This is a genomic window from Psychrobacter sp. (genome assembly GCF_041554015.1).
Classification (GTDB): domain Bacteria; phylum Pseudomonadota; class Gammaproteobacteria; order Pseudomonadales; family Moraxellaceae; genus Psychrobacter.
The window spans coordinates 37,029-50,309 of the sequence record NZ_JBFFMS010000017.1 but is presented as its reverse complement, the minus strand read 5'-3'; the positions used below and the strand labels follow the sequence as shown (position 1 = coordinate 50,309).

General features: G+C 41.5%; 11 protein-coding genes. 6 read left to right on the top strand and 5 right to left on the bottom strand.

Features of this window, described 5'->3' with window-relative positions; all coding sequences use genetic code 11:
• Together ABYU67_RS06410 and rlmF are read left to right on the top strand one after the other, a co-directional pair.
• On the top strand, positions 1-440 hold a 440-nt coding region (locus tag ABYU67_RS06410), incomplete at its 5' end, for a LysE family translocator (RefSeq protein ID WP_372844173.1).
• A 65-nt stretch (positions 441-505) separates the two neighbouring features.
• Entirely contained in the window at positions 506-1,543 is a 1,038-nt protein-coding gene (gene rlmF, locus ABYU67_RS06405; RefSeq protein ID WP_372844172.1) for a 23S rRNA (adenine(1618)-N(6))-methyltransferase RlmF, read from the top strand.
• 108 nt (positions 1,544-1,651) lie between these two features.
• Here the strand turns inward: rlmF and ABYU67_RS06400 are convergent, their stop codons facing one another.
• From ABYU67_RS06400 to dnaA, 5 genes are all read right to left on the bottom strand, one after another.
• Positions 1,652-2,233, bottom strand: a complete 582-nt coding sequence (locus ABYU67_RS06400) for a manganese efflux pump MntP family protein (protein WP_372844171.1) — start codon at positions 2,231-2,233, stop codon at positions 1,652-1,654.
• 112 nt (positions 2,234-2,345) lie between these two features.
• Complete coding sequence (gyrB, locus tag ABYU67_RS06395; RefSeq protein WP_372844170.1) at positions 2,346-4,961, bottom strand: DNA topoisomerase (ATP-hydrolyzing) subunit B; 2,616 nt, start codon at positions 4,959-4,961, stop codon at positions 2,346-2,348.
• A gap of 501 nt (positions 4,962-5,462) precedes the next feature.
• Positions 5,463-6,662: a DNA replication/repair protein RecF gene (locus tag ABYU67_RS06390; protein WP_372844169.1), complete on the bottom strand. Its 1,200-nt coding sequence runs from the start codon at positions 6,660-6,662 to the stop codon at positions 5,463-5,465.
• Positions 6,663-6,845: 183 nt separating this feature from the next.
• A complete protein-coding gene (dnaN, locus tag ABYU67_RS06385; protein ID WP_372844168.1) occupies positions 6,846-8,021 on the bottom strand; it encodes a DNA polymerase III subunit beta in 1,176 nt (391 codons plus the stop codon).
• Positions 8,022-8,182: 161 nt separating this feature from the next.
• The gene (gene dnaA / locus ABYU67_RS06380; protein WP_372844167.1) at positions 8,183-9,628 is read right to left on the bottom strand and encodes a chromosomal replication initiator protein DnaA; all 1,446 of its coding nucleotides are present in this window, start codon (positions 9,626-9,628) and stop codon (positions 8,183-8,185) included.
• A gap of 622 nt (positions 9,629-10,250) precedes the next feature.
• Here dnaA and rpmH point away from each other — a divergent pair.
• The 4 genes from rpmH (at position 10,251) to yidC (ending at position 13,230) form a co-directional block, all read left to right on the top strand.
• Positions 10,251-10,385: a 50S ribosomal protein L34 gene (gene rpmH, locus ABYU67_RS06375; protein WP_007394757.1), complete on the top strand. Its 135-nt coding sequence runs from the start codon at positions 10,251-10,253 to the stop codon at positions 10,383-10,385.
• Between the two features lie 200 nt (positions 10,386-10,585).
• The gene (gene rnpA, locus ABYU67_RS06370) at positions 10,586-10,957 is read left to right on the top strand and encodes a ribonuclease P protein component (RefSeq protein WP_372844166.1); all 372 of its coding nucleotides are present in this window, start codon (positions 10,586-10,588) and stop codon (positions 10,955-10,957) included.
• Position 10,958: 1 nt separating this feature from the next.
• The gene (gene yidD / locus ABYU67_RS06365; protein WP_372844165.1) at positions 10,959-11,336 is read left to right on the top strand and encodes a membrane protein insertion efficiency factor YidD; all 378 of its coding nucleotides are present in this window, start codon (positions 10,959-10,961) and stop codon (positions 11,334-11,336) included.
• Positions 11,337-11,547: 211 nt separating this feature from the next.
• Positions 11,548-13,230, top strand: coding sequence for a membrane protein insertase YidC (yidC, locus tag ABYU67_RS06360; RefSeq protein WP_372844164.1), 1,683 nt, complete (start codon positions 11,548-11,550; stop codon positions 13,228-13,230).
• The last annotated feature ends 51 nt before the right edge of the window (positions 13,231-13,281 follow it).

The window sequence follows — 13,281 nt, the reverse complement described above, 5'->3', positions numbered from 1 at the left end:
TAAATTTAGCCTTTTCCGCAGAACCAACAGATTTAGGTGCGCACATTTCACCAAGTGCTCTTGCTAAGCAAATGACGCTTAGCACTCACACAGAGCTTTTTGATAAAGCTATTTCTACCAAAAAACCGCCTACTGATACAGGCTCAACCGCTTCCATTCTGCGCCGTGGCTTTTTTTGTAATGTGTTTAACCCAAAAGCGCCCGTATATTTCGTGGCGATATTTACTCTCGTCCTTTCACCCGATATACCGCTGTGGCAACTGGCTATTTATGGCGTATGGATGATGGTCTTGCAGATGGCATGGTTTAGTACCGTGGTGATGTTGCTGTCTATTCCTGCCATTCATCGTCGCTTTCAGCGTTTTGAACATTGGATCGACCGCGTATTGGGTACAGCGATGATAATATTGGGATTAAATCTGATTTTACGTAGTCGATAAGACGCTAGTGATTCGTGAAATCTGCTAAAATGGTGCATTATATTCAAACATCAAAGCCCGATACTATGACCAGTAAGCCTATGAACCGTCGCCCGACCGCCAATAATCACCGAAACCGATCACCTGAGACTGCCAAAAAACTCGGCCAGCTGCATCCGCGCAATCCGCACCAAGGTCGCTATGACTTTGAAGTACTGACTCGCGCTTTACCTGAGCTTGCTAAGCACACCATTACCAACCCTAAAGGCGAGTCGACGATTAACTTCTCCGACAGGGCCGCTGTGCGTGTCCTTAATCAGGCATTACTGGCGCATTATTATGGGGTGAAATTTTGGGACATCCCAGAAGGTTATCTCTGTCCACCGATTCCTGGTCGTGCTGATTACATTCACTATATCGCTGAGTTGCTTGCGCAAACCACGCATGTGAATAAAGACAATACGCCACCAACTGGCAAAGAAATCCATGCCCTAGATATTGGCACCGGTGCCAGCGCGATTTATCCCATTATTGGTAGCCAAAGCTACGGCTGGCGCTTTACCGCCTCAGACATTGACCCTATTTCGGTCAATACTGCCGCGCTGATTTGTGAAACCAACCCAAAGCTAAAAAGCGCGGTCAAAGTAAAACTGCAACCTGAACCTAAATTTATTTTTAAAAACATCATCGGTCGCCAAGATTACTTTGATGTGGTGGTATGTAACCCGCCGTTCCATGCCTCACTAGAAGAAGCGATGGAAGCCAATAGCCGTAAGCAGCATAATTTGCAACGACATCGCGGTAAAAATGAAAACGAACAGATCAGCCGACATTCAACCAAGTCTGGTAATGCCGCGCAAAACCTAAACTTTGGTGGTCAGCATAAAGAGCTATGGTCTGAGGGCGGTGAGATTGCCTTCTTAACCAAGATGGCAAAAGAGAGTCAAGATTTCGCTGAGCATGTTGGCTGGTTCACAAGCTTAGTTTCAAAATCAGAAAACGTGAAACCAATGCAGTTATTATTGAAGCAGCTTGGTGTTGCTCAAATGCGCATCATTGAGATGAGCCAAGGTCAAAAAAGCACGCGTATACTCGCGTGGCGTTTTGATACTGATGAAGAATAAATAATAGCGACTGTTATAAATAATTATAGTTTCACGTGAAACAAAAAAATACCGCTTTGATATACGAAGCGGTATTTTTTTATATATTAAAAGATAAAAGTTAATAAATTAGCTAAAAAACATCACTTTTAGTCCAATCAAGATAAGTACTATACCACCTAATATCTCAGCTTTATCCTCAAGCCATGTTCCAGAAGACTTACCTAAATAAATACCGAAAAAGCCAAATCCAGCGGTAATAATAGCGATAGTAAAGCACGCTAACCATGCATTAAGCGCCAGTAAGTTTAAAGTAAAGCCAGCTGCCATCGCATCAATGCTGGTCGCGATAGCTAATGTAAACAGCATCCGATGATTGATTTTTTCTTGTATATTCTTATCAGAACTGTCCTCTATCAGCGCTTCAACTTCATCATTGAGTGCTTCGTATAACATCTTAGCGCCAAGTAGAATAAGGATACCACCGCCAATCCACGGCGCAGCAGCAGCCAGCCAGCCTAGCAATACAGCACCCAATAGATAACCTATCAGTGGCATCACGCCTTGCGCAATACCAAAATATAAACCCGAATAAATAGCCAAACGCAGCACATAACGGGGCTGCTGTCTTTGCGATTTGGCCCCTAGCCCAATCGAGACAGCAAACGCATCCATCGCAAGGGCAATCGCTAGCAATATAACTTCTATCATCTTATTATCCGCTTATTATTTTCTGTTTCACGTGAAACAACCCTAATAGTAAAAAACCACCGCCTTGATTATCAAAGCGATGGTTTTTCATTTATTCATCATATTATGACATTTAGATATCTAAATTAGACACCGTCAATGCATTTTCTTCAATGAAAATACGGCGCGGCTCAACGTGATCACCCATCAGACAGGTAAACATATGATCCGCGGCAATCGCATCTTCAATCGTGACGCGTAACATACGACGGTTTTCAGGATCCATGGTAGTATCCCAGAGCTGATCAGCGTTCATCTCACCCAACCCTTTATAGCGCTGAATCGCTAGACCACGTCGCGCATCAAGCATCATCTGCTGCCAGAGATAATCGAAGTCGCGTACAGGGATATCTTTAGTAGTTCCTGCACCTGCTTCACGGCGAATAAAGGCATCTTCTGCAAGTAAGGTATTCCATTCAGCAGACAAACGCAGCAGCTTACTGTACTCACCTGAGTTGATAAAGCTTGCATCCAGCAGATAATGATGGGCTAATTGATGCACATACACGGTAATACGTGGCAACCATTGTGCTTTAGCAGATAACGCTTCACTATCAGACGCCGCGCCATCTTCAGTTTCTAGCATAGGCTTCATACCTAATAAATCAGCAGCGGCGGCGTCCATATTTTTTGGCTGCGGCGCATGGATATTAACTAGCTCAATCTCCGGACTTAAATCACTACCGAAGTGCTCAAGCTGGGCTTGTATCGTCTCTTTCCAAGCTTGCATCGCAGGCAAATCATAAGTCATATCAGTGCTAAGCTTCGGCGTATGCGTCAGCGCATCCAATAACACCGACGGAAAACGAATCTGCAAACGGGCTTTAATCAGCTGCGTTTGGTTATAATCGTTTAATAGCGTTTCTAGCGCTTGACCCGTAATCGCAGGGGCATCCGCACTGATATGTAGCTTAGTATTGTCAATCGTTGAAGACAATAGATATGCTTTAAGTGCTTCGTCGTCTTTTAGGTACAGCTCTTGACGACCTTTTTTTACTTTATACAGCGGTGGCTGGGCGATATAAATATAACCCCGCTCAATCAACTCAGGCGTTTGGCGGAAAAAGAACGTTAACAGCAGGGTGCGAATATGAGATCCATCAACGTCCGCATCGGTCATGATGATAATTTTATGATAGCGTACTTTGTCCGGATTATACTCATCTGGGCCAATGCCGCAGCCAAGCGCCGTAATCAGGTTACCCACTTCAGCAGATGACAGCATTTTGTCAAAACGTGCGCGCTCAACATTTAGGATTTTACCTTTTAATGGCAAAATCGCTTGGGTTTTACGGCTACGACCCTGCTTCGCTGAACCGCCTGCAGAGTCACCTTCCACAATATAAAGCTCTGACAATGCCGGATCTTTTTCTTGACAATCTGCTAACTTACCAGGCAAACCTGCGATATCCAGTGTGGTCTTGCGACGGGTCATTTCACGGGCTTTACGCGCGGCATCACGGGCGCGTGCAGCATCGATAATCTTACTGGCAATAGCCTTACCAGCACTTGGATTTTCCAATAGATAATCATTAAACTTATCATGCATCGCTGATTCAACAGCAGATTTTACTTCGCTCGACACCAGTTTGTCTTTAGTCTGACTAGAGAATTTTGGATCAGGTACTTTTACCGATACAATTGCGGTCAAACCTTCACGAGCATCATCACCGGTTGCAACGACTTTTTCTTTCTTAAATAAATTTTCACGATCCATATAGCTGTTCAGGCCACGCGTCAATGCTGAGCGAAAACCTGATAGATGTGTCCCACCATCACGCTGCGGGATATTATTGGTAAAGCAAAATACTTTTTCGTTATAGGTATCAGTCCACTGTAATGCCACTTCGACACTGATGCCATCATCTTGCTCGCTAGTAAAGTGGAAGACTTCATTGATGCCGTCTTTACCAGCATTGATATAACTGACAAACTCTGACAAGCCGCCTTTATGCTCAAACTCATGGCGCTTATCAATACGCTCATCCGTTAAAACAATGCGTACACCTGAGTTCAAAAATGAAAGCTCACGCAAACGCTTTGCTAAAATATCGTATTCAAAGATGGTGCCAGTAAACACATCGCTACTTGGGTAAAAACGAATTTGCGTGCCGGTTTTGTCGGTTGACTCCATCTGCTGAATATCAGCATCAGGCACGCCATCGGTATAGGTTTGATGATAGTGATAACCTTCACGCCAGATATTCATCTCAAGCTTTTTCGATAGTGCGTTAACGACCGAAACACCAACACCATGTAAGCCGCCCGATACTTTATAGCTGTTATCATCAAACTTACCACCAGCATGCAGTACCGTCATAATGACCTGCGCGGCAGACACACCTTCTTCTGGATGGATATCAACGGGCACGCCGCGACCGTTATCCATGACGCTCACAGACTCATCTTCGTGGATAATAATATCAATCTGGTCACAATGACCTGCTAGCGCTTCATCGATAGAGTTATCCACCACCTCAAAGACCATATGATGTAAGCCTGTACCATCATCAGTATCACCGATGTACATACCAGGGCGGACGCGCACCGCTTCTAACCCGCGCAATACACGAATATCTTTGGAGCTATAATCAGAAGGTAAACTTTCAGCAACCACCGCTGGTGCCGTAGCTTCAGCAATGCTGTCTGACGTCAGTTGCTCGTGGTCGATAGGTAATGAATCACTCATGTGCATTCCTTAATCTAGCCATAATCAGCCGTTTGTTATTAGCGCACCACTACGATGACGCCTCATAACGTTATTTTAGACTTAATTTTTACAGTCAAAACCTTTGATAAGCATCACTAGCTAAAACAGGATTAGCTAAAATTCTTGAGTATTGATAACAACTTTAAAAACGTTGTAAATTTGCGCTTTATCTTTCTGACATCGGCTTCTTTTTTGGGGCTTTGCAGAAACCATCAGAGTAAATAAAAAATTATATTTATCAAATACTTATAGATCCGTAGGCATTAATAAATGCCTACATAACGTCATCAAATAACTTGCTGAGAACAGGACAAAAATAAAGCTCTATTTTAGCATTTTTTCGCCGTTAAGTCACTGTTTACTGAGCGTTTTATAGCTACAGAACCAGCTCTGAAAGAGCATTTATATTATTGTGAAATAAGGTGTAGATGAGTATCGATATGAAAAGCTGAGGAGCAAAGAAATACTATAAAAAAACTGTTAAGAGCTCGATATCTGCCCTTGTTTCACATGAAACGTATTTGGTTCAGACCAGTATTGATGCACCACAGGCAAAACTTCCTCAGTTAAACTGGTCATAAAGACCTGACATGGTAGCTGAGCTAGCGTCGATAATAGAATATCAATCGCCCTATCATCGAGCTCTGCAGTAATATCATCAAGTAATACCACTGGCGTTATCTGAGCGCTGTTATCCGATATGCTGCTAGTCTTTTGGGTATTTAGCAGTAAGGGCAGTTGTGATAAACGCAGTGCTGTGATTAAGAGCTTTTTTTCACCACGCGACAACACATTGGCTGCTTGCTCTTTTAAAACAGGTAATTTAGGATTGATATCCTGTTCACGCCCTATATCTGAAAGGTCAGTGTTTGACGCTATTGAGCCATTAGATCGCCAATGCACATGAATATCAGCACGGTGATTGCCGATACGAGTATATCCTAGCTGCAAATCTTGCTCTAAGCGCTCGTTAAGCTGTATATCCAGCGCAATATGAGTATCATAACCTGCATTATAGCTTAGGCTTAGTTGCTCTGCATAAGTGGGCAATAATTGCGCGATACTGTTGGCAAAATAAGGCTGCCACTCTAAGAATATGCGCTCGCGATAATGATGAATCAGTGCCGCATGATTGCTAAGCCCTTTGTCCCACGATTTTAGTTCAGCGAGCTGCACTTGGGTCAAATGACGTGTCTTTTTGAGTAAACTATTGCGCTGTTTTAATAGACGCTGATAAGCAAGCCATTGCGGATGAAATCCTTGTTTCATGTGAAACACCAACCAATCTAATAGTTGGCGGCGACTGGCACTGCCCTGCTCCAACATATCCATCGTCGAGGGGTCTATCAGTAGCGTTGGTAGCTGCTCAGTTAAGATACTTTGATTGTAAACGGTACTTTGATTCAGACGTAGAACTGTCGTTGCATCAGCTTGTTTTTGAATCGCTAAGGTACTGCTATCACTAAGTCTAGCATGTACAGTTGCGCTGTTTTGATGGTGCTGAATATAGCGTTTTGGCTGGTGATGACGAAAGCTTTTCCCTCTTGACAGCAAAAATATGGCTTCAAGTAAGGAGGTTTTTCCGCTGCCATTGGCACCGATAATGATGTTACATTCTGTTGTGTGTAGATCGACTTTCGTGAGATTGCGCAAGTTAGAGATTTGTAGACGTTCAATCATAATACCGACAGCCGCCTATTTGATTCACCTATCATATCAGGCAAAAGTTTGATAATTATCAATTTAAAATATAAGATTTTAATCAAAGAAACTCAGCTTCCCTTATTTCTCAATCTAATAAACTGAGTTTCTCCATCCTTTACTCTTAAGCGGCTCAAAGCCCTAAAACTATGTACACAAAAACTATATACGCATCGGCATAATGACATACTGATGGAAGTCATCATTTAACTGATTCACCAATACAGACGCATTTGACTGACTCATGTGCATTTGCAAGTCGCCTTGAATCACCCCAAGCACATCTTGCAAGTAAGCAGCATTAAAAGACAGCTCCATCGGTTCACCTTGATACTTTGCCTGTATCATCTCAACCGCTTCATCTTGCTCTGCATTATTGGCTCGCACTTCTACCATACCATCACTGGCAAAATTAAACACCACGCCGCGAGACTTCTCATTACTCAAAATCGCGACACGGCGCAATACATCCATCATTTTTTCTTGATTAAACAGAGCAAGCTTGTCGGTATTGCTAGGCATTACACGGCGATAATCTGGGAATTTACCATCAATCAGACGTGCGGTAAAAGTTACCATCAAATCTTGATTGACTTGCCCTGCACTATCCACATCACCAAACGGCAAACTCACTTGTAAAAACTCACGACCGAAACTTAACGTGACGGCATTGTCTTTATCCCCAAGCATTTTGCCAAGCTCAGAGGCCAAACGCTCAAGCTCAATCACAGCTTTACGGGGCAAAATAGCCTGCATATTTAAATCTGCGCTGACATCAATAACACTGCGCGCTAAGGCCAATCGGTGCCCATCAGTTGCGACCGTCGTCAGCTGCTGCTGCGCTATATCAAATAGCATACCCGTTAGATAATAACGGACATCTTGAATTGCCATCGCAAATTGGGTTTTATGAATCAAATCAATAAGACGATTGCGACTGATGGTCAATGGTGTGATATTTTCAGGATTGCCCAAACTCGGATAATCTTCGCTAGGTAAAGTCCCTAAAGTAAAACGGCTTTTGCCACTGGTTAGCAGGCAGCGCTCGTTTGCTTGAGTTGCTAGATTAACTTGAGCTTGTGCGGGCAATGATTTACAGATGTCTTTTAACTTTATCGCAGGTAAAGTCGTTGTACCTGCTTCCACACAAGCACCAGCAGGCAATTTCAAAGTCGATGTCAGCTCGACTTCTAAGTCGGAAGCCGTCAAAATAAGCGCCGACTCGGATAACTGTAACTTGATATTGCCCAAAATAACCATATTGTGCCGTTTATCAGCAGCCTTGGCGATCAAATTAATGGCTTTTAGTAACGACTCTCGATTAATCGATAATTGCATGCTTGGTTACTCTTATTTAAATGATTTTTATTATAAATCTTAATAATAATGGCTTAATCATACCCTGTCTATTGACTATAATCCATTCACTGTCTGTCTACTCGTATCTCTAATATTATAAACCATATCAACCTACTAAAACATAGTGATACCGTGACCTGCTAACCCGCTTGCAACATTAATGCCAGTGTTTTGTAATCTTTATCAAACGCAGGATCTGCCGCTCGTAGCTCATTAACTTTGTCGCAAGCATGCATCACCGTCGTATGATCGCGACCGCCGAATGATTGACCAATCTCAGGAAAGCTATCACCAGTCAACTCACGCGATAACGCCATCGCTATTTGACGCGGCCTAGCAATACTGCGCGTGCGTTTACGACCCATCATCTCTTTGATGGTCACATCATAATACTCAGCAACCACTTTACGAATATTATCCATATTCACCGCTTGCACACGCATCGCGACGATGTCTTTTAGCGCATATTGCACCATCTCTAGCGTGATTTGTGCGCCCGTCAAGTTAGCGTTAGCAAAAACTTGATTGAGAGCACCTTCTAAACGTCTAACATTTGAAACCACATTTTGGGCGATGAATAATGCGCATTCTTTAGGCAGGGTCATACCATATGAAGCCGCCTTTTTTTGCAAAATTTGTACGCGAGTATCAATTTCAGGCGGATCAACTGCTACGGTTAACCCCCAAGAAAATCGTGATCTAAAACGTTCATCGAATTCTGTCATTTGTGAAGGGTGACGATCTGATGCCAAAATCAGTTGTTTATCGCCACTGGTAAAATCTGCAAACAGTGTCAAAAATTCATTACTGCTTTTGGTCTTTCCTGCTAATACATGAATATCATCTACAATCAATAAATCTACTTTTTTTATTTTCTTTTTAAAATCTTCTATTTTATTATTTCTTAATGAATAAACCAATTGATTAATAAATTTCTCAGAAGTGAAATAATAAAAACTTAGATTATTTTTTAAATAGCGATGCGCTACAGAATGCATTAAATGCGTTTTTCCCAAACCAGAAGGTCCATATATAAATAAAGGATTGTGTCTATTTTTTGACTGGCGCTTACCAAGCTCATAACAGGCTTTATAAGCCAGATTGTTAGATTTACCAGTGACAAAGGTCTCGAAAGTGAAGTCAGGGTTTAGATAACTTAACGACTTGGCATCGGTAGAATCGACCAATTCTGCATAATGCACATTGGCATCGATATCGGCTTTCGCATTATTATGATAAACGGCCTCAAACTTATGCGCCGCAGGAGTAGGGGAGGGCTTGTCTTCTTCAAATAAAGACCCTGATTGCAATTGGTGGGTTTCTTCGTTATCGCGGCCAGCGTTATCAACACGTACAATAACTTCTTCAATACTTCCCTGACTGTGCTTAGCAACCAGCTGCTGTATATCTTGCAAATGATTTTTTTTGATATAAGTCACAAAATAATCATTTGGAGCAAGTATAGTCAGCGTTTGCGCCTCCTGATGAGCAGACAATGGTCTTAACCACATAGTAAATACGTTGTCTTTGACGTTATATCGTAAGTCATTTAGACATTTATCCCAAATACTTGCTGTGTCTATCATGAAAGATACTAACCCTATAATTTGAAATAATAATTGTGTTTTGCCAGTGTAATCTGTTGCGTAGCTTTCGATACTGCTCAAGGTATTACTTAAAATTATTTCCGGCAAAAGTCACACTGGTACGCTATACGAAACTAGAAATTAAGTAGGGGATAATCTAACACAAATAGCCTGTGGATAAAACCTTGTTTTTTGGGGATAACACTGTGGATAATTTTGTGGGTAACTTCAAAGACCTAGTTATCCATATTTAGCCCACAGGTTATCCACAGGATTACCCATAGTCCAATTTATTGATAATATTCATAAAAAACAACTTAGACACAGATATTCAGGTTACCAATAACAACAATATCTATATATATTAATAATTAATTATTATAGAGTTACACGCAAACTGGGGATAACTTCTAAGAATTGATGAATAAACAAATTGTCTGATGGTTAAATTTTAATGATAACTAGGTATTTTTAGCTGAAGAATTATTCACAATGATATTTGCTCTAGTAGAATATGTGTCCTCATAAACATATGATTAAATTAGTTCATTGACCAAGATTCTATGCAATGGTATAATCCTCCGTTATTACGAATTTAGTCCATTATTTTGATAGGTGAGTTATGAAACGTACATTCCAACCAAGCGTGATCAAGCGTAAACGTACTCACGGTTTCCGTGCTCGTATGGCAACTAAAAAGGGCCGTCAGGTCCTAGCTCGTCGCCGTGCTAAAGGACGTCATCGTCTTACTGTATAATCAGTAGATTGCGATAAGCATGGCTTATAGTGCTTGTTGTGTTTCTATTATTTATAGATTGCGATAGTCAATCACCACAACTGACACTTAGCCATATATTAAAAGCGCCCGCATCGGCGCTTTTTTTGTCTCTATACTTTGTTGTTATTTCTACGCTATTATCTCAGCTATCGCTATTCGCTTATATACTAGGTTGTACTATGTCTAATACCGTTTCAGTGGCAGCTAATGCCCGCTTCACCAAAGAACAGCGCTTACTCACGCCTGCGGCATTCCGTGAGGTGTTTGATGCACCTGAGCGTAAGCTTCATCAGAGCCATCTGATGGCATTTGTGCGTACCAATACTTGTGAGCAGCCACGAGTCGGTATGGCCATTACCAAGCGTAAAGTGCCTACAGCTGTCGCACGAAATTTAATTAAACGTCAAATACGTGAGCATTTTCGTGTAAAGGCTTATTGTTTAGAAAATAAAGATATTGTTTTTATAGTTAAAAAATCTATAAAAGATATAGATCTTAAAGAATTGAAAAATCAGATAAACAACATTTTTAAAAAACTAGAAAAAAAATAAAATGGAATTTTTATTAAAAAAAATAAATAATATTCTATATAGTTTATTTTATTCTTTTATTGTTTTTTATCAAAAGATAGTTAGTCCGATATTACCTGCTCGGTGTCGATATTATCCAACTTGCTCAAACTATGGTAAACAGGCTTTGGCATGGCATGGTATCCGAGCGGGTAGTTGGTTGTTATTAAAACGTATCGGCCGCTGTCATCCTTTAGGCGGACATGGGATTGATTTTGTGCCTCTACCGCTATCTTCTTATCATTATCGGTATGTACCCTCTATTACACTAGCTACTAGCGTAAAAGCTCAAGGTTTATATGTTTTTAGAGATAATAAGAGCTATGTGTCTCGCTTGAACCATATGATGACATTCACATAGCGTTTATTATCGATTGCGAAGTCTTGGATGATTATTTAGTTACCCACAAGTTATCCACACTCTTGGTATCATTTAGGGTATATTTTTAGTAAAATGATGCACATTTTATGTAAATGACTGCCGATACTGTTGTCAGATATGATGATAATGGTACAGTCATGACACATGCCCTAATTTTTCATTCCCTAATTTTTTAATCTAGGAAAGGTTTATGCAAAAGATATTTCGGGTGATGATCATCATTGCGATGTTAATTACCGCTTATCTGCTGATTTTGGCATGGCGAGATGATTATGCCGATGCGCCAGCTGTAGACACAGCACCAGAAACGGCAACTTCAGTAGGAGCTGACATTCCTTCTACTAGCGGTGCCGCAGGTGATATTCCGGTACAGACGTTGCCTGTCAGTAATGGTGCTGTGACAGCAACACCTGTCGCAGACGCAGGGTTAATCACGGTCACCACTGATCGCTATGACATCAAAATCAATCCAGTAGGCGGCGATATCGTTTATGCTGCCCTAAAGCAGTATGATGCAACGCTCGATAGTGATAAGCCTTTTGTATTATTGGAAAATAATAGTAATCGTGTGTATGTCGCTCAGTCTGGTCTTATTGGTCAGAATGGTATCGATACTGCAGAAGGTCGTGCTAAGTACAGCCATAGTGCTAACAACTATGTCATGGAAAAAGGTCAGCAGACTTTATCCGTACCGCTTACTTATAAAAAAGATGGCGTGACAATTACCAAGACCTTTACCTTTACTCATGATAAATACCCTATCGACATCAGTTATCAGATTCAAAATGCTTCTACCGCGGCATGGCAAGGACAGATGTTTGCACAGCTAAAGCGTGATGACAGCAAAGATCCTGGTATGTCGGATAAAGGCGCGCTAAGTATGGCGACTTATCTAGGTGGCGCTTGGGGTACACCAGATGATCCGTATAATAAGCTGAAATTTGGCAAATTTAATGATGGCGAGTTGACCACAACCAGTGATAAAGGTTGGGTTGGGATCGTACAGCATTACTTTGTATCAGCATGGACACCTGAAAACTTTACCGGTAAATTCTTTAGCCGTGAAACAGGTGATGATTACTTCATTGGTTTTAATAGCCAGCCGGTTAATGTAGCACCAAACAAGCAAGTGACCTTGAATGCCACGTTATACGCAGGTCCTAAGGTACAATCTGAGCTTAAAGATGTGGCAGTAGGATTGAATCAGACCGTTGATTATGGTTTGTTATGGCCAATATCGAAGGTGCTATTTGCTATCTTGGATGGCATTCATAAAGTCATCGGCAACTGGGGTTGGTCAATTATTCTACTGACGATTTTAGTCAAACTGGCGTTGATGTGGTTCTCAAATAAGAGCTACTACTCAATGGCGAAGATGCGTGCTATCGCGCCGCGTCTAGCTGCACTAAAAGAAGAGCATGGCGACGATCGCATGAAAATGTCGCAAGAAATGATGGCAATGTATAAAGAGGAAAAAGTCAATCCAATGGCGGGTTGTTTGCCAATCTTGATGCAAATGCCGATCTTCTTAGCTTTATATTGGGTACTGGTTGAGAGTGTGGAGTTACGTCACGCACCGTGGATCTTATGGATTCAGGATCTATCAGCGATGGACCCATGGTTTATCTTGCCATTATTGATGGGTGCATCGATGTTTATCCAGCAGCAGCTTAACCCGCAGCCAGCTGATCCGATGCAAGCAAAAGTCATGAAGTTCTTACCAATTATTTTTACCGCATTCATGCTGTTCTTCCCAGCAGGTCTGGTTCTATACTGGACAGTAAATAACTTATTTAGTATGACGCATCAATATATCGTTAATAAAAAAGTAGAAGAAGAGCAAAAGCTTCGTACGGTTAAAGTATTAGATTAATTATTTAATAGTTTGGCAAATCAAAAAACCATCGCTACGGCGGTGGTTTTT